At 61.8% G+C, this 22,175-nt stretch carries 23 protein-coding genes; 12 read left to right on the plus strand and 11 right to left on the minus strand.

Annotated features, from left to right (window positions below):
- Positions 1-5 precede the first annotated feature (5 nt).
- From ACYQ3G_RS10925 to lysA, 4 genes are read left to right on the plus strand one after another with little or no spacing between them, the layout of a single operon-like run.
- Complete coding sequence (locus tag ACYQ3G_RS10925; RefSeq protein ID WP_459825809.1) at positions 6-1,097, plus strand: tetratricopeptide repeat protein; 1,092 nt, start codon at positions 6-8, stop codon at positions 1,095-1,097.
- Positions 1,094-3,718: a DNA mismatch repair protein MutS gene (mutS, locus tag ACYQ3G_RS10930; RefSeq protein ID WP_459825811.1), complete on the plus strand. Its 2,625-nt coding sequence runs from the start codon at positions 1,094-1,096 to the stop codon at positions 3,716-3,718. Before ACYQ3G_RS10925 ends, mutS begins: the two co-directional genes overlap by 4 nt.
- Positions 3,715-4,131 (plus strand): hypothetical protein, encoded by a 417-nt coding sequence (locus ACYQ3G_RS10935; RefSeq protein WP_459825812.1) that lies wholly within the window; start codon positions 3,715-3,717, stop codon positions 4,129-4,131. Before mutS ends, ACYQ3G_RS10935 begins: the two co-directional genes overlap by 4 nt.
- Before the next feature lie 17 nt (positions 4,132-4,148).
- On the plus strand, positions 4,149-5,420 hold the full coding sequence (lysA, locus tag ACYQ3G_RS10940; protein WP_459825813.1) for a diaminopimelate decarboxylase: 1,272 nt from the start codon (positions 4,149-4,151) through the stop codon (positions 5,418-5,420).
- Between the two features lie 168 nt (positions 5,421-5,588).
- Here the strand turns inward: lysA and ACYQ3G_RS10945 are convergent, their stop codons facing one another.
- Together ACYQ3G_RS10945 and ACYQ3G_RS10950 are read right to left on the minus strand one after the other, a co-directional pair.
- On the minus strand, positions 5,589-6,809 hold the full coding sequence (locus tag ACYQ3G_RS10945; RefSeq protein WP_459825814.1) for an SO_0444 family Cu/Zn efflux transporter: 1,221 nt from the start codon (positions 6,807-6,809) through the stop codon (positions 5,589-5,591).
- Positions 6,806-7,165, minus strand: coding sequence for an ArsR/SmtB family transcription factor (locus ACYQ3G_RS10950; protein WP_459825815.1), 360 nt, complete (start codon positions 7,163-7,165; stop codon positions 6,806-6,808). The genes ACYQ3G_RS10945 and ACYQ3G_RS10950 overlap by 4 nt, the downstream gene beginning before the upstream one ends.
- Positions 7,166-7,575: 410 nt before the next feature.
- On the opposite strand from ACYQ3G_RS10950, the gene ACYQ3G_RS10955 reads away from it, so the two are divergent.
- From ACYQ3G_RS10955 to ACYQ3G_RS10970, 4 genes are all read left to right on the plus strand, one after another.
- Positions 7,576-7,863 (plus strand): type II toxin-antitoxin system Phd/YefM family antitoxin, encoded by a 288-nt coding sequence (locus tag ACYQ3G_RS10955; protein WP_459825816.1) that lies wholly within the window; start codon positions 7,576-7,578, stop codon positions 7,861-7,863.
- Positions 7,860-8,279, plus strand: a complete 420-nt coding sequence (locus tag ACYQ3G_RS10960; protein WP_459825817.1) for a putative toxin-antitoxin system toxin component, PIN family — start codon at positions 7,860-7,862, stop codon at positions 8,277-8,279. The genes ACYQ3G_RS10955 and ACYQ3G_RS10960 overlap by 4 nt, the downstream gene beginning before the upstream one ends.
- Positions 8,280-8,346: 67 nt before the next feature.
- The gene (locus ACYQ3G_RS10965) at positions 8,347-9,180 is read left to right on the plus strand and encodes a helix-turn-helix domain-containing protein (RefSeq protein ID WP_459825818.1); all 834 of its coding nucleotides are present in this window, start codon (positions 8,347-8,349) and stop codon (positions 9,178-9,180) included.
- 14 nt (positions 9,181-9,194) lie between these two features.
- A complete protein-coding gene (locus tag ACYQ3G_RS10970) occupies positions 9,195-10,106 on the plus strand; it encodes a DMT family transporter (protein ID WP_459825819.1) in 912 nt (303 codons plus the stop codon).
- 192 nt (positions 10,107-10,298) lie between these two features.
- Here ACYQ3G_RS10970 and ACYQ3G_RS10975 read toward each other — a convergent pair whose 3' ends face one another.
- The 4 genes from ACYQ3G_RS10975 to ACYQ3G_RS10990 are packed head-to-tail and all read right to left on the minus strand — an operon-like array spanning position 10,299 to position 14,989.
- Positions 10,299-10,997, minus strand: a complete 699-nt coding sequence (locus ACYQ3G_RS10975) for a hypothetical protein (RefSeq protein ID WP_459825820.1) — start codon at positions 10,995-10,997, stop codon at positions 10,299-10,301.
- 20 nt (positions 10,998-11,017) lie between these two features.
- Positions 11,018-11,953 carry a hypothetical protein gene (locus ACYQ3G_RS10980; RefSeq protein ID WP_459825821.1) on the minus strand — a complete coding sequence of 312 codons (936 nt, stop codon included), beginning with the start codon at positions 11,951-11,953 and terminating at the stop codon, positions 11,018-11,020.
- A gap of 16 nt (positions 11,954-11,969) precedes the next feature.
- Positions 11,970-12,923: a DUF4123 domain-containing protein gene (locus ACYQ3G_RS10985; RefSeq protein WP_459825822.1), complete on the minus strand. Its 954-nt coding sequence runs from the start codon at positions 12,921-12,923 to the stop codon at positions 11,970-11,972.
- Positions 12,920-14,989: a type VI secretion system Vgr family protein gene (locus tag ACYQ3G_RS10990; RefSeq protein WP_459825823.1), complete on the minus strand. Its 2,070-nt coding sequence runs from the start codon at positions 14,987-14,989 to the stop codon at positions 12,920-12,922. Before ACYQ3G_RS10990 ends, ACYQ3G_RS10985 begins: the two co-directional genes overlap by 4 nt.
- A 273-nt stretch (positions 14,990-15,262) precedes the next feature.
- Between ACYQ3G_RS10990 and ACYQ3G_RS10995 the strand changes: the two genes are divergently transcribed.
- Complete coding sequence (locus ACYQ3G_RS10995; protein ID WP_459825824.1) at positions 15,263-15,709, plus strand: pyridoxamine 5'-phosphate oxidase family protein; 447 nt, start codon at positions 15,263-15,265, stop codon at positions 15,707-15,709.
- A gap of 229 nt (positions 15,710-15,938) precedes the next feature.
- Here the strand turns inward: ACYQ3G_RS10995 and ACYQ3G_RS11000 are convergent, their stop codons facing one another.
- Both ACYQ3G_RS11000 and ACYQ3G_RS11005 read right to left on the minus strand, forming a co-directional pair.
- The gene (locus ACYQ3G_RS11000; RefSeq protein ID WP_459825825.1) at positions 15,939-16,346 is read right to left on the minus strand and encodes a hypothetical protein; all 408 of its coding nucleotides are present in this window, start codon (positions 16,344-16,346) and stop codon (positions 15,939-15,941) included.
- A 119-nt stretch (positions 16,347-16,465) separates the two neighbouring features.
- Complete coding sequence (locus ACYQ3G_RS11005) at positions 16,466-17,281, minus strand: ZIP family metal transporter (protein WP_459825826.1); 816 nt, start codon at positions 17,279-17,281, stop codon at positions 16,466-16,468.
- A gap of 517 nt (positions 17,282-17,798) precedes the next feature.
- Here ACYQ3G_RS11005 and ACYQ3G_RS11010 point away from each other — a divergent pair.
- Complete coding sequence (locus tag ACYQ3G_RS11010) at positions 17,799-18,113, plus strand: cupin domain-containing protein (protein WP_459825827.1); 315 nt, start codon at positions 17,799-17,801, stop codon at positions 18,111-18,113.
- A gap of 212 nt (positions 18,114-18,325) precedes the next feature.
- Here the strand turns inward: ACYQ3G_RS11010 and ACYQ3G_RS11015 are convergent, their stop codons facing one another.
- Positions 18,326-18,919 (minus strand): EF-hand domain-containing protein, encoded by a 594-nt coding sequence (locus ACYQ3G_RS11015; protein WP_459825828.1) that lies wholly within the window; start codon positions 18,917-18,919, stop codon positions 18,326-18,328.
- 210 nt (positions 18,920-19,129) lie between these two features.
- On the opposite strand from ACYQ3G_RS11015, the gene ACYQ3G_RS11020 reads away from it, so the two are divergent.
- Positions 19,130-19,882: a substrate-binding periplasmic protein gene (locus tag ACYQ3G_RS11020; RefSeq protein ID WP_459825829.1), complete on the plus strand. Its 753-nt coding sequence runs from the start codon at positions 19,130-19,132 to the stop codon at positions 19,880-19,882.
- 74 nt (positions 19,883-19,956) lie between these two features.
- On the opposite strand, the gene ACYQ3G_RS11025 is transcribed toward ACYQ3G_RS11020, so the two are convergent.
- Complete coding sequence (locus tag ACYQ3G_RS11025; protein WP_459825830.1) at positions 19,957-20,880, minus strand: LysR family transcriptional regulator; 924 nt, start codon at positions 20,878-20,880, stop codon at positions 19,957-19,959.
- Positions 20,881-20,975: 95 nt separating this feature from the next.
- Between ACYQ3G_RS11025 and ACYQ3G_RS11030 the strand changes: the two genes are divergently transcribed.
- On the plus strand, positions 20,976-21,356 hold the full coding sequence (locus ACYQ3G_RS11030) for a carboxymuconolactone decarboxylase family protein (RefSeq protein WP_459825831.1): 381 nt from the start codon (positions 20,976-20,978) through the stop codon (positions 21,354-21,356).
- 36 nt (positions 21,357-21,392) lie between these two features.
- Here ACYQ3G_RS11030 and ACYQ3G_RS11035 read toward each other — a convergent pair whose 3' ends face one another.
- Positions 21,393-22,154 (minus strand): transposase, encoded by a 762-nt coding sequence (locus tag ACYQ3G_RS11035; RefSeq protein WP_459825832.1) that lies wholly within the window; start codon positions 22,152-22,154, stop codon positions 21,393-21,395.
- Between the last annotated feature and the right edge of the window lie 21 nt (positions 22,155-22,175).

Consider the following 22,175-nt stretch of genomic DNA (forward strand, 5'->3'; position numbering starts at 1 on the left):
CCACCATGCAATGGCTCAAGTCCCTGCTGGGACTGCGCGACGACCACACGGACCTCTTCCTCCCCGTGCCGCCCAACCCGGCCCAGGACGCCCTGGCCGCCATCGACGACCTGTCGCGCGCCATGAAGAACCACCACGGCGCCGTGGAGACCTGTTCGGCCCTGGGCAACCTCTACCGCATGCGCGGGGAGCTGGACCGGGCCATCCAGATGCGCAGCTCCCTCCTGGCCCGTCCCGACCTCGGGCGCGAGGACCAGGCCCGTATCTGGTTCGAACTCGGCCGCGATTATTCCCGCGCCGGCATCCTCGACCGGGCCCACGAGGCCCTGCGCCAGTGCCGCGAGATCGGCGGCGACCACCCCGCCCTCGAACTGGAGCTGGCCCTGCTGCACTCCAAGGGCGGCGACTTCCTGGCAGCCAGCCGCCAGTACCGGAAGATGGGGCACGCCCCCCAGGCCGCCCACTATCTGGTCCGTGCCGCCACTGCCCAGGAACCCGCCGACCCGGGCCTCATCGCCGAGGCCCGCGACGTGTACCCCGCATCGCCGGAAGCGTGGCTGGAAGGGATCATGCACCGTATCCGCCGGGAGGACTGGGACGAGGTCGTCACGCACCTCGACCAGGGGCTCGGTGCCGTCGGGCCGCACTTGGGCTTCGTGCTCCTCGATCCCTTGCTCGACTACGAGGACCCGGCCGAACCCGCCAGGGCGATCCTCCCGGCCTCCTCCCTGGACGCCCTGCTGGCCGTCTTTGACCGCCACCCCCCGGAACTGTCCTCCCTCCACAGCGCGGGCTGCCTGCTGCGCGCCCACGGCCGGGTAGAGGAAGCCAAGACCTGGCAGGAGAAAGCGCTGCTGCTGAACCCGGCCTTCTGGCCCTCGCGGCTGGAGCTTTTGACCATGTCCCTGCCCGAGCAGCGGATGACGCAGGTCTTCACCCTGCAGCTCGACTTCCTGCTGCGCCGCGCGCGCGAGGCCAAGCGCTTCGTTTGCGGCCGCTGCGGCCTCAAACGCGGCCAGATCTTCTTCTGCTGCCCCAAGTGCATGTCCTGGCACTCCATCACCCTGCGGCAGCTCCTGAGCGACGAGGCGTCATGAGCACGGTCAAGTTGACGCCTATGATGGAGCAGTACCTGCGGGTCAAGGAGGAGCATCCGGACACCCTCGTCTTTTTCCGCATGGGCGACTTCTTCGAGCTTTTCTTCGAGGACGCCGAGGTGGCGGCCCGCGAGCTGCAGATCGCCCTGACCAGCCGCAACCCCGGGGCCGAGAACCCCGTGCCCATGTGCGGCATGCCCCACCACGCCATCGACGAGTACCTGCGCCAGCTTCTGGACAAGGGCTACAAGGTGGCCCTGTGCGACCAGGTCGAGGACCCCAAGCAGGCCAAGGGCCTGGTGCGCCGCGAAGTGACCCGCGTACTCACGCCCGGCACCGTGGTCGAGGACATCAACCTCGACGCCAAGGGACACAACTTCCTGGGGGCCCTGTTCTGGGACGCCGAACTGGGCGGGGGCCTGGCCTGGGTCGATTTCTCCACGGGCGCCTGGTCGGGCCTGCAGACCAAGAGCGAAGCCGTGCTCTGGCAGTGGCTCGTCAAGATGAACCCGCGCGAGCTGCTCCTGACCGACGCCCAGCAGCTGCCCAAGGATCTGGAGCAGTGGCGGCCGCGGATATCGCGCTTCCCCGAGAAATCCTATTTCGACGGCCGAGGGGCCGAGGACAAGATCGTGCGCGCCCAGGGCGTGGCCACCCTGTCCTCTCTGGACCTGGACGACAAGCCGGCCCTGACGCGCTGCTGCGGGGCGCTCCTGACCTACCTGGAGCTGACCCAGAAGCGCGACCTCGGGCACCTCTCCCCCTTCGCGCCCCTGGACCTCTCGACGACCCTGCTCCTGGACGAGGTCACGGAACGCAACCTTGAACTCTTCCGGACCATGGACGGCGGCAAGGGCCGGGGCACCCTGTGGAACGTCCTGGACCAGACCCAGACGCCCATGGGCGGACGCCTCCTGGCCACGCGGCTGCACCAGCCCTTCAAGGACCTGTCCGCCATCCTGCCCGTGCAGGAGCTGGTCGCCTTCCTGGCCGACGGCGACGACGCCCGCGAGGGCCTGCGCCGCGCCCTGGACAAGGTCTACGACCTGGAACGCCTGTGCACGCGCATCGTGGTCAACCGCTCCACGCCCAAGGATTTCGGCGCCCTGTGCGCCTCCCTGGCCGAGCTGCCGCGCATGCGGCGCGACCTGGAGCGCCTGGATTCCGTGCCGCCCCTGCTGGCCCGGCTGCTGCGCGACTGGGACGACCTTGACGACGTGCACGGCCTGCTGTCCCGCGCCCTGGCCGACTCCCTGCCGCCGGTCATCACCGAGGGCGGGCTCTTCCGCCAGGGCTACGACCGGGCCCTGGACGAGCTCATGGAGCTGACGGACCACGGCGAGGCGGCCCTGACGGCCATGCTCGAACGCGAGCGCGCGGCCTGCGCCCTGCCCAAGCTCAAGCTCGGCTTCACCAAGGTCTTCGGCTACTACTTCGAGCTGAGCCGCGCCGCCGGGGCAGCCGAACCGCCGGCCCACTTCATCCGCCGCCAGACCCTGGTCAACGCCGAGCGCTACATCACCGAGGAGCTCAAGGTCCTGGAGGACCGGCTCATGAGCGCTTCGGACCGGCGCAAGGCCCGCGAGTACGAGCTCTTTCTGGCCCTGCGCGACGAGGTGGCCGGGCACCGCGCCCGCTTCATGTCCATGGCCCGCATCCTGGCCGAGCTGGATTTCGCCCAGGGCCTGGCCCACGCCGCACGCAAATGGGAATGGCGCAGGCCCGAGCTGCACGAGGGCCTGGAGATCGCCATCCGGGCCGGACGCCACCCCGTGGTCGAGGCCGTGCAGGGCCGCTCGAACTACATCCCCAACGACCTGGCCATGGGCGACGACGGCCGCGTGCTCCTCATCACGGGCCCGAACATGGCCGGCAAGTCCACGGTGCTGCGCCAGGCGGCGCTCATCTGCATCCTGGCGCAGATGGGCTCCTTCGTGCCGGCGGCCTCGGCCCGTCTGGGCCTGTGCGACCGCATCTTCTCGCGCGTGGGCGCCTCGGACAACCTGGCCATGGGCCAGTCGACCTTCATGGTCGAGATGACCGAGACGGCGCGCATCCTGCGCCAGGCCGGCAAGCGCTCCCTGGTCATCCTCGACGAGATCGGCCGGGGCACGAGCACCTTCGACGGTCTGTCCCTGGCCTGGGCCGTGGCCGAAGAGCTGGCCCGGCGCCAGGGCGGCATCCGCACCCTTTTCGCCACGCACTACCACGAGCTGACGGTCCTGGAAGAAAGGTTGCCCGGCGTGCGCAATTACAATATCGCCATCAAGGAATGGAAGGGCGACATCGTCTTTCTGCGTCGCATGGTGCCCGGCCCGGCCGACCGCAGCTACGGCATCGAGGTCGCCCGCCTGGCCGGCGTGCCGGCCCCCGTGGTGGCCCGGGCCAAGGAAATCCTGACGGCCCTGGAGCGCCACGCCCCAGGCGGCGCCAAGCGGCGCGAGGTCATCAGCCGCCAGGTGGGCCTGCCTGGTCTGGCCAAGGCGGCCCAACCCCGGGAGGAGGCGGCAGGCATGCATCCCGTGCTCGCGGCCCTTCAGTCCCTGAACGTCAACGAGCTTTCCCCCCTGGACGCACTGACCCTGCTCCACCAGTGGAAGGCTATGGCAGGAAACTCATGAAACGTCTGCTGCTGTGCATCCTCCTCCTGTCGGCCGCGGCCTGCGGCAAGAAGGAATGGCCCCAGCCCGTGGCCAGCGAGGAACTGATTCAGATCAACCACATGGAGGCGCGCTACGACCAGGGCTGCATCCTGATCAACGCCAAGCTCGGCGGCCGCCTGGCCAACCTCGAATATTTCCTGGTGGAGATCGAGCAGGAAGGCTGCCCCACCTGCCCCTTCACGCCGTCCTACACCCAGAAGTTCTTCCCCTACAGCTCGGGCCTGTACCGCAAGGAGAACAGCTTCATCTTCACCATCTGCGAGCCCCTGCCGGGCAAGACCCTGCGCATCCGCCTGAAGGCGGACAACACCTACCACATCATCCAACCGGCCCTGTCGGAGATCATCACCCTCGAACCCTCGACCCCCTGACCCTGAGAGGAAACCTCATGCATTACTTTCAATACAAGGATGGACACCTTCATGCCGAAGACATCCCCGTAGCCGATCTGGTGCGGGAATACGGCACGCCCCTCTACATCTATTCGGCCACGACGCTCAAACGCCATTTCAAGGCCTTTGACTCGGCCTTCGAGGGCATCGACCACCTGACGTGCTATTCGGTCAAGGCCAACTCCAACCTGAGTCTGCTGAAGATCCTGGCCAAGGAAGGCGCGGGCACGGACATCGTGTCCGGCGGCGAGCTTTTTCGCGCCCTGCGCGCCGGGGTGCCCCGCAACAAGATCGTCTATTCGGGCGTGGGCAAGAAGGCCGTGGAGATCCAGGAGGCGTTGCTGGCCGACATCCTCATGTTCAACGTCGAGTCGCGGCAGGAACTGGAGCGCATCAACGCCATCGCCGCCGATCTGGACAAGGTTGCGCGCATCAGCCTGCGCATCAACCCCGACGTGGACCCCAAGACCCACCCCTACATCTCCACTGGCCTCAAGGAAAACAAGTTCGGCCTGTCCCGACCCGACGCCCTGGAGACCTACGCCCTGGCCAAGAGCCTGCCCAACGTCGATCCCGTCGGCATGGACTGCCACATCGGCTCCCAGCTGACCAAGCTCTCCCCCTTCCTGGAAGCCCTGGACCGCCTCAAGGCCTTCCACGGGCAGCTGCTGGAGATGGGCATCAAGATCAAGTATTTGGACCTGGGCGGAGGCCTCGGCATCACCTACAACGAGGAGGAGCCGCCCCACCCCGAGGATCTGGGCCGGGCCCTGGTCGAGTCCCTGAAGGGCATGGACGTGACCCTCATCCTCGAACCCGGCCGCGTCATCGCCGGCAACACGGGCATCCTGGTGGCCGAAGTCCAGTACACCAAGACCAACGAGGACAAGACCTTCGTCATCGTGGACGCGGCCATGAACGACCTGGTGCGCCCGTCGCTCTACGGCTCCTACCACCGCATCGCGCCCGTCAAGGAAGGCAACGGCGAGCAGATGACGGCCGATGTGGTCGGGCCCATCTGCGAATCGGGCGACTTCCTGGCCAAGAACCGCACCTTCCCCAAGGTAGCCCAGGGCGACCTGCTGGCCGCCTTCTCGGCCGGCGCCTACGGCTTCGTCATGTCCTCGCAGTACAACTCCCGCCCCAGGGCCGCGGAGATCATGGTCGAGGGCGACAAGCACGTGCTCATCCGCAAGCGCGAGGTCTACAACGACCTGGTGGAGCTGGAAGAGGAAGGGTTGTCGCTCATCGGCGAGCTGCAGAAATAGCCGAAGCTTCACGCATATCAAAAAAAATCCCCCGGTTGCGCGATGCGGCCGGGGGATTTTTTCATGATGTGGTGCAGATTCGGCATTGACTGACCCGATTGGCCACATCCGGATCGATGGTCGCCCGCGTGTGCGGGAGTTTGGTCGGGAACGTTGGTGCCGGGGAACTCAGTTCGTATGCGGCCCGAACCGCCTGACCGCCAAACGCGCCATCGCACGGACAAGGACCGCGAGCATGAGCAGGGCGGCGGCAACGGAGAGGGGACCGCCCTCCTCCGCTCCTGATTCACCGAGCCAGGAGTGGATGTGGAAACCCAGGGCCGCGTACACGGCGTCGGCGGCCACGGCGCAGGCCATGGTCACGACGGCGATGGTCGTGACGTAGATGACAGCGGACCTGCGCCCCAGAAGCTTGCCGACCATGAGGACCGTGGCCGCGTTGGTGGCTGGCCCGGCCAGGAGGAAGACGAGAAGCGCCCCTGGCGAGAAGCCCTTGAGGGCCAGGGCCGCGGCGATGGGGGTGCTGGCAGTGGCGCAGACGTACATCGGCATGGAGATGAGGAGCATGGCCAGCATGGCCCCGCCCCCCGGCAGCATGGCTCCCAGGTTCTCGGGCAGGTAGAGGGTGATGAGCCCTGCCAGAACGATGCCCAGGCCGAACCACGGGGCGATGTCGCCCATGAGGTCGTCAAAGGCGAAGCGTTGGCCATCCAGGAAACGCCGCCAACTGGACGCGGTCGCAGCGCCTGCCTGGGCGTGCTCCGCTACCGCCGCCCCGCTCTGACTGGACGCAGCCGCGACATGCTTCGCCCCCCCGTTTCCGGGCGCGGCAAAAGGATCGCCCGGTTCGGGCCCCGGAGCCCCCGAGGGCCGGGCGATCCCCGCCGGCGTGGGCTTCGTCGCGCCCGAGCAGGAGCAGCACCCGGAGGAACAGGCCGGAGCCAGGGGCAGATCGCTCTCGGCCGGGGCTCTGCCCGGTTCGTCCCCCTTGTCCGCGGCGTCGATGAAAAGGCCGGCGGCCATGGCCGTGACGAAGGCCGAAAGGGGCCGCATGATGGTCATGAGCGGGTCCAGCAATGCCCAGCTCACGGCCATGGAGTCGACGCCGGTCTCGGGCGTGGAGATGAGGAAGGAGGCTGTCGCGCCCCTGCTGGCGCCCATCCGCCGCAGGCCGGCCGCGGCCGGAATGACGCCGCAGCTGCACAGCGGCAGGGGCACGCCGAAGAGAGCCGCCTTGAAAACGTTGCCGGAGCGGCCGCGGCCGAGGTGTCGGGCCACGATGTCCGCCGGCACGAATGCCCGCAGCAGTCCTGCCATGAAGAAGCCGAAAAGCATCCAGACCGACGAGTCGACCAGGATGTCCCAGCAGACCTGGAGAAACCCGCTCATTGTGCCCCCCTTTCCCGGCAATGTTCCAGGGCCGTGTCGAGAATCCTCTCCACGTGATCGTCGTCCAGCGTGTAGAAGACCACCTTGCCGTCCTTCCTGCCCCGCACCAGCCGAGCGGCCCTCAGCAGCCGAAGCTGATGCGAGACGGCGGAGACGGTCATCTGCAGCACGGCCGCCAGGTCGCACACGCACAGCTCCCCCATGCGCAGGGCGTCGAGGATCTTGACTCTGGTCGGGTCGGCCATGGCCCCCAGCAGCGCCGCAGCCTCTTCCAGCTCCCGCGCCTCCGTCCGCCCCAGATGTGCCCGGGCGACATTGGCCGGGTGGATGCACCGGACTTCACAGATCTCATTCATGCTTGCCTCACAGGACTGATATTCAACATTTGAAAGATTGTTCAAATATTGAATCAACAGAACCTCGTCAAGTCATTAACCGGAACTTCGCGAGCCATGCCAGCCAATCCTCCCGGAGGATACGCAGTCATCATGTCGATAAGGTGGACTGTGTCCTTATTGATTCCGCAACTGAATTTTGTTCAGGAATCTCATACTGTTCACCCGTTAGGTCGTGCCGACCCTCGTTGCTTTATCTGTGGTGCGATTTGTTTCCATTGCGAAGAAGTGAGGAATCGCTCATGAGGCATCCCCAAAAATTGAAACAGTCAGGACCGGACTGTTGGCCAAATACGAGCCTCCGGTTATCCGCATCCATTGACTCTGAGAGACATTTGTGTACACATTTTGTGTCACAAATGGAGGATCGGATGAAATTTGTCAGCGTCCGCGACTTTCGCGAAAAATCCGCACGCATCTGGAAGGAACTTCCTGACGAAAGGGAGATGGTCATTACCAGCAATGGACGCCCGGTCGCGATTCTTGCAGCGGTCAACGAATCCAACCTAGTGGAAGCCCTTTCGGCTTTCCGCACGGCGCGTGCGGTCGAGGCAGTGGCGGAACTTCAGAAGCGTGCCCTTGAGCACGGCGATGACCGTATCTCCATGGATGAGATCCAGGCCGAAATCAAAGCCGTTCGAATGACGCGCAGCCGATGATCATCGTCATCGACACGAATGTGCTGGTCGCAGGGCTCCTGTCCCCTTTCGGCCCATGTGGGGACATCGTGCGCTTGGCGTCTGCCGGAAAATTGCGGCTTGCCCTCGATGCACGCATCCTTTCCGAATACCGGGAAGTGCTGTTGCGACCAAAATTCCGATTCAATCCGGACAAAATCGCATCGCTTCTGGACCAGCTGGGACATCGCGGCCTGTACGTTGCTCCGTCTCCACTCTCAGCTTCTCTCCCAGACCCCGACGACGAGGCGTTCTTGGAAGTCGCTCTGGCCGCTGATGCCGCGTGCCTGATAACCGGGAACCTGGCCCACTTCCCGGCAAAGGTATGCGCAGAGATGCCCGTTCTTTCGCCCGGTGACTTTCTGCACGCGTTTCGACTCGATTTGTCCCGACTTTGAGTCTGCGGCACCGCAGCGCAATTTTTTCCAAGACGGCCCGCCCCTCCATGGTCTATTGATCCCGGCCATGGACGCCCCTTCCATCGAATTCATCGCCAGCATACCCGGCATCGAGATCTGCCGGGCTTACCGCAGCAGGCACGTCTTCCCGCGGCATTTCCACGACGACCTGTATTCCGTGGGGCTGATGCACCGCGGGACGTGCCATTGCCTGGGTCCGGGCAGGGACGACGCCACCGTGCGGCAGGGCCAAGCTTGCCTGATCAACCCCGGCCAGGTCCATGCCGGCGGTCCGGCCCGAGACGGCGTTTTTTCCTACACCATGTTCTATCTGGGCCTCGATCTGGTCCGGACCATGGCCGAGGATGTCAGCCGAAGGCCCCAGGCGGCTCCGGAGTTCACGGCCCTGATCAGCGACCGGCCGGACGTGTGCGAATCCCTGCGCCAGCTCGTGACGAGCCTCGGAAGCGAGGACGATTTGCAGACCGAGTCGGCCCTGGTGCGGACCCTCGGGAACGTGCTGCGGGCCCACGGCGGGGTGCCGAGGGATCGCGACGGCCATGATCGGACCTTTGTCCACCGGGCAAGGGAACTGCTGGCCGCGGACCTGGACCGCAAGGTCACCATCCGGGACATGGCGTCCGCCCTGGGGGTCAGCCAGTACCATTTCCTGCGCACCTTCAAGCGCCAGACGGGCGTGCCGCCCCACGTCTTCCGCACCCAGCGCCGGGTTGAACTGGCCAGAAGCCTGGTCCGACGCGGCACGCCGCTGTCCGAGGTGGCGCAGCTGGCGGGTTTTGCGGGCCAACCCCACCTCACCAACACGTTCAAGTTCTACACCGGGGTCACGCCTGGGCACTATGCCGCGCGCATCGCCCATGCCCCTTCGACTTCACTCTGATACGGGAGACTTTCATGAAATCCGAATCCGTCGCCGCACCTGACGCCATCGACACACTTTCCGTGGGCCTGGCCCCGCGCCTGGCCGTGCTCGGCGCAGTCCTGCTCTGGGGCGCATCCTTCTCGGCCATGCGCACCGCCCTAGCGGACCTGCACCCCTGGAGCGTCATGTGGCTGCGCATGGTCGTCGCCTTGGTCTGCATCTTGCCCCTGCACCGCAGCATCGACCTCTCCATGTACCGTCGCGGTGACTGGAAGCTGCTGCTGCCGGCCGTCGTCCTGCAACCGTGCCTGTACTTCTGGTTCGAATCGGCGGCCCTGGGTCTGACCACCTCGGCCCAGGCCGGCGTCATTTCGGCCTCGGTGCCGCTGCTGGTCGGTGTCGGCGCATGGATGACCCTGCGTGAGCCCCTGAACGGGCGCACGGTGTTCGCCCTGCTCCTGTCCCTGGCGGGCGTGGCGGTGCTGAGCCTCTCGGGCGAGGCGACGGAAACGGCGCCCTCGCCGCTGCTGGGCAACGGCCTGGAACTGGGGGCCATGGTCTGCGCCGCGGCGAACATGATCCTCATCCGCTTCCTGGGCCGCCGCTACGGGGCCTGGACCCTGACGGTCATGCAGGTGGTCACGGGCTGCCTGTTCTTCTCCCCCGGAGCCCTGCGCCTGCTGGACGTCCCGGCCGGGACCTTCGACACGCGGCTCGTCCTCATCCTGCTTTTCCTGGGCGCGGGCGTGACGCTGGGCGCCTTCTCCCTCTACAACTGGGCCATCACCCGCATGCCGGCCGGCACGGCCTCGGCCCACATCAATCTCATCCCCGTGGTGGCCGTGACCTGCGGCTTCCTTTTCCTGGGCGAAACCATGAGCGTGCTCCAACTGGCCGCGGCCGGGGTGGTTCTTGCTTCGGTGCTGCTGACGCAGAAGGGATAGGCCACGCGTGCCGCGCAGACAATTCGGGCCGGAGCGCGGGGAGCGGAATGCAGAAGGCAGGGTCCTCTCCAAACGCGATTCATCGCGTCTCGGCACGTGAAGGACGACAGAAATTTCCGCTCCGTTCACGTCACAGGAATCCGCCGAACACACGATGCCGTGCTGTCCGCGACGTTTTCGGACGAAACGGGATCATCCAAACTCTCTTTGTTTCGAAATTTGTGCGTCCCGGAGTCTGAATGATCCTTTATCGCCACAATTCGTGCTCAGTTGGGACGTGACCAGTGCGGGAATCCAGCAGAAGAGGGGTGCGAGTTCCAGCAGGTAGCCGGTTTGCAGGTTGCTGCATGAAGGACAGCGGCGTTCGTTTTCGGTCATCATGAAGCGCAGGGCGCAACGCTGCTTGGGCCGGGTTTCCTCCAGCCTGTCGTCGATGTGCTCAAGTCGTCGCGGCAGGTTCAGGGTTCCGTGAGCCACGCGATGATATGTCCATCCGACGCGGTGCTCTTCGCTCAGAATCTGACGGTTCGGTCGCACTCCATTGCGGGAAGACGCCTTGAAGGCCTTGTGGGCGATGATGTCCGCAGCCAGTGTCAATTGGTCCCATTCCTCGTCGTCAGGGTAACCTTGCGGTTTGGTACGAGGCAGGGGATTGAATTCCAGGTACATCCACCCGCGGCCCGCATGGCACAGGTCGAGTATCGGCTTGCCTTTGGCGTACACGTGCTCGCTCAACAGCATGCCTCCCGCGTCGTAAGCCTTGATCAGCAGGTCCCCGACTTCTTCGCCGCTGTCGGGATGAACAAGGTCGGTGATGGGCGTGTTTTCAAAATCGACGATCTTGAGACGCAGACAGCGTTTTTGAAAGCATTGAATTGGGCTCAACTGCATAATGCATTCTCCTTCTATTTTCACTGCTGAATGAAATCCGGTAACTCCCACACATCTTCCGATGCCAGGAAGGCAAGCTGTTCTTGAGTCAGTTGGATTGAAATTTCAGATTCAGGCTTATTCCCTGGAATGCCGATTCGAATTTTGTATTGTGCGCTCTCAGGGTTTATTGACCAATATTTTTTGAGGCCTATTGTTGTGTGTATGCCCTCAATTATTCCGTTTAAATATTTTATTTTTTTGTCATATGATTTTTTCTTGTTCATTCTTTCATCAAAATAATTTTTTCTCAAATATTTTATTTCAATATTAGAATGAGTTATTTTAATTTTTCCTGAATCTCTATGTAAAAATCCTACATATGGTGTTGCTGAAAAATTATTAGTTCCTCGTTCATTTGGATTTATGCAATCATATGAATAAAATTTATTTGTATAATTTCCATCATTATATATTCTTTTTATGTTGTGTTCCGATACGTCGCAAACCAAAATCGACTCGTTGTTTCGAGTCCGTTGATCTCCTTGATTGACTTCATCGTTCAACTTCGGATCTCTGGGTCCGTAAAGGAAGGTGTATGCCAATTGATGATAGCTTGTTTTCTCTGCATTGGCGTGCATGCCAATGGTCATCAGGTCGAGTTCCCACTGGCAGAACGGGTGCCATATCCTGGTGGGAATGTGAGAAACCCATACTCCCGGCTTTTCTTCCACATTACGGGCGGATGCCCCATATCCTTGCGGCTCGAATTTTCCTGACCCAAAGCTTAACTGCCGACACATGAAGGAGTCGCTGGTCCAGTATGCGGACGTGAACATCTTGCCTTCCATTTCCTTGGGTACGTCGTAGTACAGATTGAACGTCCCCTCGTCGCGCAGAACGATCAGTTGCGTGTCGAACACGAAGGCCAAGAAGACGAGAAACGCGGCCAGCAACACCCATTTGAGCCTGGACATGATGCATCTCTCCAATTCATGGTGCGGTCTGGGCCGGTATAATTTCGTAAAGGCGCTTCAGCGCAGAGAACGGGTCCTTGTCCGCGCCATGCATCGCCTGAGCGACTTCGGGTTCATTCTGGGATCCAAAAGGCAAGAGCAGACAGATCTGCATGAAGAGCAGGATGTGTTCCTGCTCGCTCAAACCGTAGCCAATCGCAGCGTCTACATACGCCTTTATACCAGACTCAACGGATCCATAATGCTTCTCTACCATCAACGCAGTGTATTGAGACTCACCCATGAGCACATTGGAGAGGTTATAGATGAGGGCCGCGCGCTTTTCCTGCTCCATGTCCGTCAGATGCTCTTCGCGCACCTCCCACCACGGCCGCTCCGATGCCAAACGGTAATTTTCAGCCAGTTCCCGTTCGGTGCGGCCGAGCAAGGACGGATTGCCGACATCCAACCACTGCCGCTCCCCTTCTGCATTGCTGACTGGAATAAAAAGTCGCGCGACAGGTCCCATGAACCACCCCAACTCCTGATCGGTGTACATCGGAATCATCCGCCGCAGCGCGGTCGAATCCTGGAATCTGTAGAACGACTTGGCTCCTGAGGGGAGAACGACTTCGCACAGACTGCGCCAATGCCTGCAATGCAATTCCCCGTTTGCAGCGGTGATCGCGAGAAAACCCCAATCCAAAAAGCTGGCCAGGAGGTAGCTTTCGAGTTCGCTACCTGCTTCGAGTCGCACCCAGTATGGCATCGTGCTCAAAAGTTTCGCGTAAGGGGTTTCGGCCAGGATGGGGCGATACTGACACCCGGTGTTCAGGGAAAAAAAGTCATGGAGCAAATCCGGACCGGAATCGATGGCAAGAACGACATCAACGTGCAGCCCGGTGCTGCGCGTCGTGCGGAGTACGTCAATGAGTTCCGATGTCGTGATGGATCCGAAGGCCCGAGGGGCCTGTATCGCGGGGGCGGTCATTTCTCCTCCGGGCATGAAGCGCACGCCGCGCAAAAGGGCAGACCGGTCTGTCTGGCGCACTCTGTGGAATTTTTCTGTTGCAAGACGTTACAGTCGTCCGGGCTGAACGCCTCGACCGTGGGCTCCAGCACATCCAGAGGCAACAGCGGTCTGGCGCCCGTACCAGAGCCCGGACTGCCGCCGGAGTTGATCCTGACCTTGGCCCCGCCGATGGTCACGCCCGAAGGGTCGAGCCTGATGAAGCTCCCCCCTGCCTTGATGGTCAGGTCCGTGCCGGCCTCGATGACAATCTTCCTCCCGGTTTTGAGGTGGACCTCATCCCCGGCCCGCACCAGCCACTTCTCCCCGATGCGCGTGTGACTGCTGCCCCTGACCGTCAGGTGTTCGTCCGACAGCAGTTCGACCTTGCGGTCCTGCTGCACGGTCTGTTGATCCTCGCCCTTGACCAGCGAATAGGAGAAATGGTCGATGGTGCGGTGCCGGTCGCGCAGGATGTGCTCCTTCCAGTCGTTCTTGACATGCACGTTCACGTCCTTTTCGGCGTGGACGTAGATCTCCTCCTGCCCTTTCCTGTCCTCCACCCGCAGCAGTTCGTTGAACCCTCCCCCGCCTGGCGAGGACAACGACTTGAAGACCGTGCGCGTCTTGTGTTCGGGCAGAACGTACGGGACCGGGTTCGCGGAGTTGTAGACCCGGCCCGTGACCATGGGCCGGTCCGGGTCGCCCTCCAGGAAGGACACGACGACCTCCTGGCCGATCCGGGGGATGGCCATGGTGCCGTACTGGCCGCCGGCCCAGCCCTGGGACACGCGGATCCAGCAGCTCGTGTTCTCGTCGCGCCTGCCCAGACGGTCCCAGTGGAACTGCACCTTCACCCGGCCGTACTGGTCCGGGAAGATCTCCTCGCCCGCGGGGCCCGTCACGATGGCCGTCTGCGTCGCCGGGATGCGGGTTCTGGGGTGTTCCGAGGCGGGCACGAAGCGCGTCGTGTTCGGGATGGCCCGGGCAGTGGCCGCATAGGTCATGCCCCGGTCCGGGGCCTCGTGTTCCAGGACCTGGGGCTGCTCGCCGCGATGTTCGACCCGCACGACCCACCAGCGGGCGTTGAGGTCCGGGCGGCGGTGCCCGAAGAGTTCGAAGGCGTGGCCGGGTAGCAGCCGGGATGCATCGGTGCGCACGTCGACCCGGTGGCTTTGGCTCATGTGGCGCTGCAACTCCATTTCCGCGTACCGCTTGCCGTCTTTCTGCACCTGGTAAAGATGGGGATAGCGGTATCGCTCCAGGGTCATGCCGGCGGGGACCGGGGCCTTGACCGGATCCGTCTCCGACTGCCCGACCTGAAGGTCCAGGCGTGTCTTCTCGAAGTTCCATTCCCGAAAGGTGAAGGCGTCGCTGCCGATGGTCTGATTCAGTTCGACCTCCCGGACCACGGCCGTGTCCGTCTCGGTCCCCGCGCCGGGGTGGAAGCGTAGCCGGCTCTCGCCGCCGATGGGCGGCCCTCCCTCCCGGTCCGAGAAGCACAGCACGTGCCGATCGGCGGAATGCTCGAAATAGAAGTAGACGCCCTCCTCCTCGCACAGGCGGGAGATGAAATGCAGGCTCGTCTCGCCGTACTGCACGCAGTACTCGCGGGGGGCGTAGTCGAAGAAGCACTTGAAGGCGAAGGAATCGCCGGTGAAGTTCTGCTCCTTCAGAATCTGCTCGATGATCTGCGGCACACTCATGTTCTGGAAAATGCGGTGGTCCGTGACCAGGCCAAGGAACCACAGGCGCGGGACGAGCAGGCAGCGGTAATGAGTGCGGAGATTGGAGGTGTGCAGCTGAACGAAGTGCCGGATGACGCCATGGACATGGCGTATGCCGCCGCTTTTGTCGGCGATGGACAGGCAGGCGGACTGGCCGAGAAGCCCGGCGAAATCAACGGCCGCGGAATCGAGGACCAGTTCGATGTCGAATTCATAGGGCCGGTGGACTTCCTCGGCCCCCGTAAAGGCGTAGACGCGAAAATCCTGATTGGACGGGGACTCGAAGGTGAACCACGAACTGTCTGCTGTCGGATGGGGCATGGATCCTCCCGCTGCTGTGCCTCGAAGGTTTTCGTGGCAGTCTGCCAGCATCGGACGGAGAATTACATGCGGGGAAATGCTGAATTATGATGTGGAGGTTATTGGGAAGGTCCTCGGAACGGACCGACTGAGCATGGGGGCCCTTGTCCGCCGGCTGTCCATTATTATTTGATATTGCCTCGGTTGTGCCTTAGCACCGAAGCGCTAGCCGTGCGGCACACGCATTCGTACGCCGGTTGATGCCCCCCTCAACCCACTTGTCCCGGAAGACTCATGAGAAGAAAGGATCGCGAAATCATCGACTCGTCCTTCATGCACGAAATACTGCAGGAAGCGGACGTCATCTCCGTGGCGTTCAACACCGGGGAATTTCCCTACGTCCTGCCCTTCAACTTCGTCCTGTACGGGGACAGCATCTTCATCCACTGCGCACCCGAAGGCCGCAAGCTCGACCTCATCGGCCGTGACCCCAGGGTGGCCTTCTGCGCCGCCGTCGACATCCGAGTGGAAAACACGACAACCCGCTATCGCAGCGTCTGCGGCACCGGCATCGCCACCTTGGTGGACGACGACACCCTCAAGATCGAAACGCTCAAGGCCCTGGCCGCAAAATACAAGGCCCCCTGCGTCTTCCCGATCCCCGAACGCGCCCTCGCCGCAACGAGAGTCGTGCGTGTCCGTATCGAGTCGATGAGCGGGAAGCACTCCCGGACGACATGACCTGCTTCGCGTGACCGAATTCCAAGGACGGCCCGAACGCTTTGCCGTGCCTGAATTTTACTTGCGCCCTGAAGGAATGGGCGAGAAGCCGTTCTTTCGCATGTTGAGTGCTAGAATTTTTTTGCGGGACGTAAGACCCGATACGCGAGCAAGACAAAGGAAGATCAACTCTGCTGTCTCTCCTTCAAAAGCCTGTAAGCCGCAGGTTCTGAAGTCTGCCCTCTCCTCCTCAACGCGGATCGTGCGCATCCTCTGCCGTGTTTTGCGGAGCGTTGGAATCGACCCATCTTCTCCGACTCAGACTCCCGAATGGAAACAAAAGAGGAAGGAACCACAACAGATTCCACCAGGTCAGCCCGGAAGACTTCAGGCCACCGTATGACCATACGGCCCACGCTATGGACAGAAAAAACATGAAGTAGGGTGGAAGCATCAGCTTCCAGTAAGGTGTCGATGGAAAGCGCCAGGGAGCAAAAAATACGACAGACGTTACGGCAATGCAGGTCAAGGCGATCCCGGACGCCCCCTGCGCACTCTTGCCCTGAAAAAGAAAGACGCACGACAGGATGAACACCCAGATAAAGCCTCCCATCCAACCTGCGGTCCAGCCTATTTTTTCCCCTCTTCTGCCGTTCATGTGGCATTCTCCCTGTTCAACGGTTGACGACATCGGTCGTGAACCTTCGCGCACTGCAGCCTTGCCCGGCGATGCCGGGTTTTCACCGTCCGCACTCGCCCCGGTTGCAAAATCAGCCGTCACCCCAGCGCCACATCCAGCATCATCATGACTGCGAAGCCGCCCATGGTCGACATGGTCACGTGGTCAATATGTTCAGGTTTTCGTTGCGATTCCGGGATGAGTTCTTCGACAACGACAAAGATCATCGCCCCGGCAGCGAAGCACAGGGCATACGGCAGCAACTCCTGCATCCTGAGCACGAAAAGTGCGCCGAACACGCCGGCTACGGGTTCGACCAAGCCGGAGTACTGGCCCATGAGAAAGCTTTTCCAACGACTGAGCCCCTCGCGGCGCAGTGGCATGGATACGGCAGTGCCCTCGGGGAAGTTCTGGATGCCGATACCCAGCGCCAGGGCCACCGCGCCACCGATGGTCGCCGAGGGCAAGCCTGCGGCCACCGCGCCGAAGGCCACCCCCACGGCCAAGCCTTCAGGGATGTTGTGCAGAGTGATGGCCAGAACGAGCAATGTACTGCGCTGCCAGGATGTCTTCACGCCTTCGGCGTCCGTGGTGCACATGCCCGGATGAATGTGCGGCAGGAAAATGTCGATAAGGCGCATGAACACGCCTCCGCCGAGAAACCCGACAACCGCCGTGAGCCAGGCTGTCTGACCCAACTGCTCGGCTATCTCGATGCCGGGGGCAAGGAGCGACCAGAAACTGGCGGCGATCATGACTCCGGCCGCAAAACCCAGCATGCAGTCAAGCAGTTTTTGATTCAGCGTTTTGCCAAGGAACACCAAGGCAGCCCCTGCTGCAGTAACGCCCCACGTAAAAAGCGTGGCCAGCAATGCCTGAATGACGGGATTCAAATTCAAGAAGAATTCCTGCATCCGCAAACCTCCCTTGTCTCAAGTGTCCCTGCGTTCCCGTGAAAATGATCATAAGGCTCACGGTTTCGTCAACAGATTCGACGAGTCCCTTGGCGTTATTTTTGAACTAGGAGGCAGGCTTGATGTCTGAGTTGAATTGCATGCATCCGTTATGAGACAAAAGTTAAGGCTGGAGCCAAAGGAAGATCTGGCCCTCTTGTCTTCCACGCTGTTTCTGAGGCGCGTTCCATTTGGCCCACAAAGTTTACGCACCACCCACTCCGCAATCCCCAAAAAATGATCTCAAGGTTACAAATCCCCAACCCATTGAAAAATCGAAAAAAAACGTGCACACTGAACACTATGAAGCCGCCGTTGGCGCAAAGAAAACGTGCTTTTCGGAAAACCGTTCCCGGACGTCAATTTTCGAATGCAGGTTGACATGGGGCTGATAGCGCACAAAGTACATGGTAAACCGAAATTTCCACATTGCCTGCGGACAGTGTTTATGTCCGGCAATAGCCGCAAGGAGATACATATGAAAAAAGTCAATTTGATCGAAGCCAACGGGTTCAACGACCTGGGACTGAAGAAGCTGTTGGTCCACGAATCGCCCTATTTCAAGATCCTGAACTTCAACTTCAAGGCTGGACAGCAATTGCCCATCCATTCCCATGACATCGAGGGTCAGCTTTCCATTCTCATCCTGGAAGGCGAAGGCGAATTCTTGGCCAAGGACGGGACCTTGCCGGCAAAAACCGGCGACGTCCTCGTTTGCGACATTGCCGTGCCGCACGGGATCAGGGCGATCACGGACATGCGCACCGTGGTCACCATCGCCCCGCCGATTTGAACGAAGACGGGATGATAATAAGGATCGAGTCGGTCGCGTCTTGCGACCGACTCGATCTGCGAAATGAAAGCATGTGCTCAGGGTTCCGGCAGCTGCCGGGACCCTGAGTGCTTTTCATGCATCTACAGATGAGGGGTGCCGGCAAGTCAAAGGAAGGTCTGACTCCATTGTCGGCTGCGCCTGATCAGCCAATCGGCATCCGGAACGCTCCGTCAGACTTTTTTCCGCAGTGTGGACGGGGTCGAGCTTTCCTGGATTGAGGAGTAATAGCTGGAAAGCTTGGCGTCATGGACCTTGAGCGCGGCCTGCATTTCCGCCAACTCGATGCTGCCATTGCCGCTGGTGTCGGTTTCATTGAACGCGGTGGCGGAAAAGGAAGTTTCCTGTCGGGACAGCACTCCGTCCGAGTTCGCATCCTTACGTTTCATGTATTCCTGGGCCGCTTTATCCGCGGCGGAACTTTCGTCCTGTTTGGTCGAGTCCCCCAGAATGCCCGCCAGCAAATCCTGAGATGTCGCCGCTCTTCGTTGAGAAACGTAGAAAGAATAGACATCCTTGCCATGCCCCGCCATGGCGGCATCAATTTCCTCCTGAGTGACCTTGCCGTCCTTTGACGCATCGAGGCGCGCAAAGGCTTCGGCGGACAGGGTCACTTCATCCTGGGTAACGACCTCATCCTTGTTCGCATCCGCGTCACGAAAGCATTTTCGTGCGCCGATCTTTGCGAACAGTTCGTTCTGGCTCGCCTCGCCATTGCCGGACAACTGGGATGAAGCCTCAAGATATTGCCTGGAACTGACACGCATGATTTGCCTCCTCCGAGCTTTCAAGCAACACACATGCCAGAGCACCAGGAGGCCACAACAACATGATGGTGTGCTCAACTCGACGGTCTGCCCTCTCGCTTTACCCCCTTCGTCAGAACAAATCCGAGTCAATCATTCCAAAACGAAGCAAAACATCTTTTCAGGGCGGAGGAAACTTGAGATGGTCGCTCTCACTCAAGGAGCAAGGGCATGACGCGAACACTCATCTCCATACTGGCCATCCTTCTGTCCCAGGCCGCCTGGTCCCAGGATCTGCCGTCTGAGGTCGTCTTGGTCAACTCGCCCTACCCTCCCTACGTCATGCCCGAAGGCGACCCCAAGGGCCCCGGCATCGACATGGAGATAGCCATGCAGGCCTTGGGAAACATGGAAATCGCAACAACCGTCAGGATGGTCCCTTTCAAACGGGTTCTCGCCATGCTCGAGGAGGGGCAGGCGGACATGACCACGTCCTTGAGCTTCCGACAGGATCGGGATTCCTACCTGCTGTGGTCGCGGCCGTACCGCACCGGCGCGAGCTACGCGTTTTTCTGCAGAAAGGGTTCGTCCTTCATGCCCGGACGGCTCGAGGATTTGCGAGGCCGCGCCGTGGGCGTGGTGCGCGGCTTCGTCTTTCCGCCCGCCTTCGCCGACGATCCGGCCATAAGGAAGGTCGAGGCGCCGCACGTCGCCAGCCTGATGAACATGCTCCTGGAGGGCCGGTTCGATGCCCTCATCGTCAACAGCCTGGCCGGACACTACGAACTGCTGGCCACCGGCCGGATCGGCGAGGTCGAGCAGGCTCCGTTCACGCTCGTCACTCCGGATGACAAAGGGACGTTCATGGGGTTTTCCAGGGCCCGCACCCGGCCGGAACTCGTGGAGCGCTTCAATGCGGAGGTCGAGAAGATGCAGGCCGACGGCACCATCCGGCGGATCGAGGGCACGTACCTGACAAATTGAGGGGGCGCCGGCAAGCCGAACAAGGCAGAGGGGACAGAGGGGTCAGATCTTCCTTTGACGCAAGTTCCCTTCAATCATTTCAAATTTATAGAGCATGTCAGTGCATCCTCGGCCAGTCGTACAAGGCTCTCCGCGAGGGCGCCGAAATCAGTACGGGCTATCAGCCCCAAACGGATACCAAGGAGATTCCCTTCTGCCAACGCGGCGAAAACCACCCCGGTTCTGCGGATGGCGGAAAACGACGCCGGGAATAGCCCCATGCCTTCACCAGCAGCGATGCGGGCCAGCAGCACGTCATGCTCGGTCGGCTCCTCCTTGAGCATCGGCGCGAAACCGGCGTGGGCGAAGACCCGTTTCGTGTGATCGAAAAACGCGGGGTGCCCTTCGCGCCGGAACCAGAAGAGAGGCTTCCCGCTCAGATCGCGCAAGCGATGGCGGCCCTGCGCGGCCTCGGGCCAGCCCTCCGGCAGGACGGCGAGCAGCGGCTCCGCATAGGACAACGGCACGACATGCAGCCCATGCGTGTCGAGAGGCAGCGCCACGAAGGCCGCATCGACTCTGCCCCTGCGCACTTCGCGAACCAGGCGGGGCGATGTCGCACGCTCCAGACGCAGCCCCGGCCCATGGGCGGCGAAAAGCCGCGACTCCAGGGCCGCGAAGACCCCCTGCTCGAAAGCCGTGGTCAGGCCGATGACAGGAGCACGCGCTCCGGCGACGCGCAAGGCGTGCAGCCGCTCACGGGTGGCCGTCTCCAGTTCCAGTACGGGACGGACGATTTCGAGTACCCTTTCCCCTTCCGTCGTCAGGGTCAGGCCCCGGGAATGGCGGACAAACAACGCCACACCCAAGAACTCCTCCAGCCGCTTCATGTGGCGGCTCAGGGGCGGCTGGGCCATGAACAGGCGCTCCGCCGCCCGGCGCAGGTTCAATTCTTCGGCCACCACCGCGAAATAGCGCAGCTGCCGCACGTCCAGGGATTCGAGCATCCGTTCCGTCATACCGAAAAGGTATCGCAAAAAAAGTACGATGCAAAGCCTCTCCGGGCTCCTACTTCAATCGAAAGAGGACAAACACCCAACACGGAGAGGAAACTATGACACGCTACGAGACGGGACTCGCCATGCTCGCAAAGGTCGATGGCAGCGTCGGGGAAAAGGTGATCGAGAGCCTGAAGGACATCGCGCCGGACTTCGGGCGCTACCTCGTTGAATGCTTCGGGGACATCTACTCCAGGCCGGGCCTGGACCTCAAAAGCCGGGAAATCGCCGTGGTCGCGGCCCTGACCGCCCTGGGGACGGCCGGACCGCAGCTCCGGGTCCACCTGCACGCCGCCCTCAATGTCGGCTGCACGCGGGAGGAGATTGTCGAGGTCATCATGCAGATGTCGGCCTACGCCGGTTTCCCAGCAGCCCTGAACGGGCTCTTCGCGGCCAAGGAGGTGTTCGCCGAGCGGCGGGCCGACGGCAGGGGATAAAAACCATGGAGCCTAGGGTCAGATCTGAATCTTGAATTATCCCATTTTCCGAAGAATTTTACTCACTGATGAATAATTCAATCCCGTCGCGGCAGCTACGGGTTCCTGAGTGTAGCCGAGCTCATGGCAGGCCTTGCGGTTGGCGGAAATTCTATGCGGAGTGGGCGGGCCAGGAAGAGAAAATATCCCGGAAAAATCAAGATTCAAGATCTGACCCGCTCCCCGCTCGAAGGCCCGGCGATGACAGCCCAGCCAGGTTTCCACGCGCTGGTTGGTGACGAGTTCGACGTACATGTGCTTGCTGCACGTCAGGGTCATGACGAAGAACCACGTCTTCATGACCTCGCCGTTGTGGACATCGGTGATGACGGGGCCTGCGCCGAAGTCGACCTGGGCAGTCTCGGCCGGGGGATGGTCGAGGAAGACCGTGGCTGGAGCCGCCTTCTTGTTGCGCCTGATGAAACGCTTCACGGAGTCGTAGCCGCCCGTGAAGCCGTAACGCTCAACCAAGGCTTCATGGATGGTCGTTGCTTGAATGCCCCGCTCCATCCAGGTGCAGATGAGTTCAGCCATCGGAGCAGCCAAGGACTGCGACGGCTGCTGGGTCCGAGGAGACTGGACGAGAGCTTCCAGGTCCTCGTTGGGTGGCAGGGAGCGACTTGGGTCAAGCCAGCCCTGGTCGAGGGCGATCGCTCGTAGCTGGCCGGCCTTGCGCCGGCCCATGAGGCCAGCACGTTCTATCTCACGGTCGGACTCTCCAAGCCGCATCCGTGTGATGACGTGTCGAATCTCGTACATTTCGAACCTCCTGTTGGCCAT

The organism is Desulfomicrobium salsuginis (assembly GCF_054657795.1).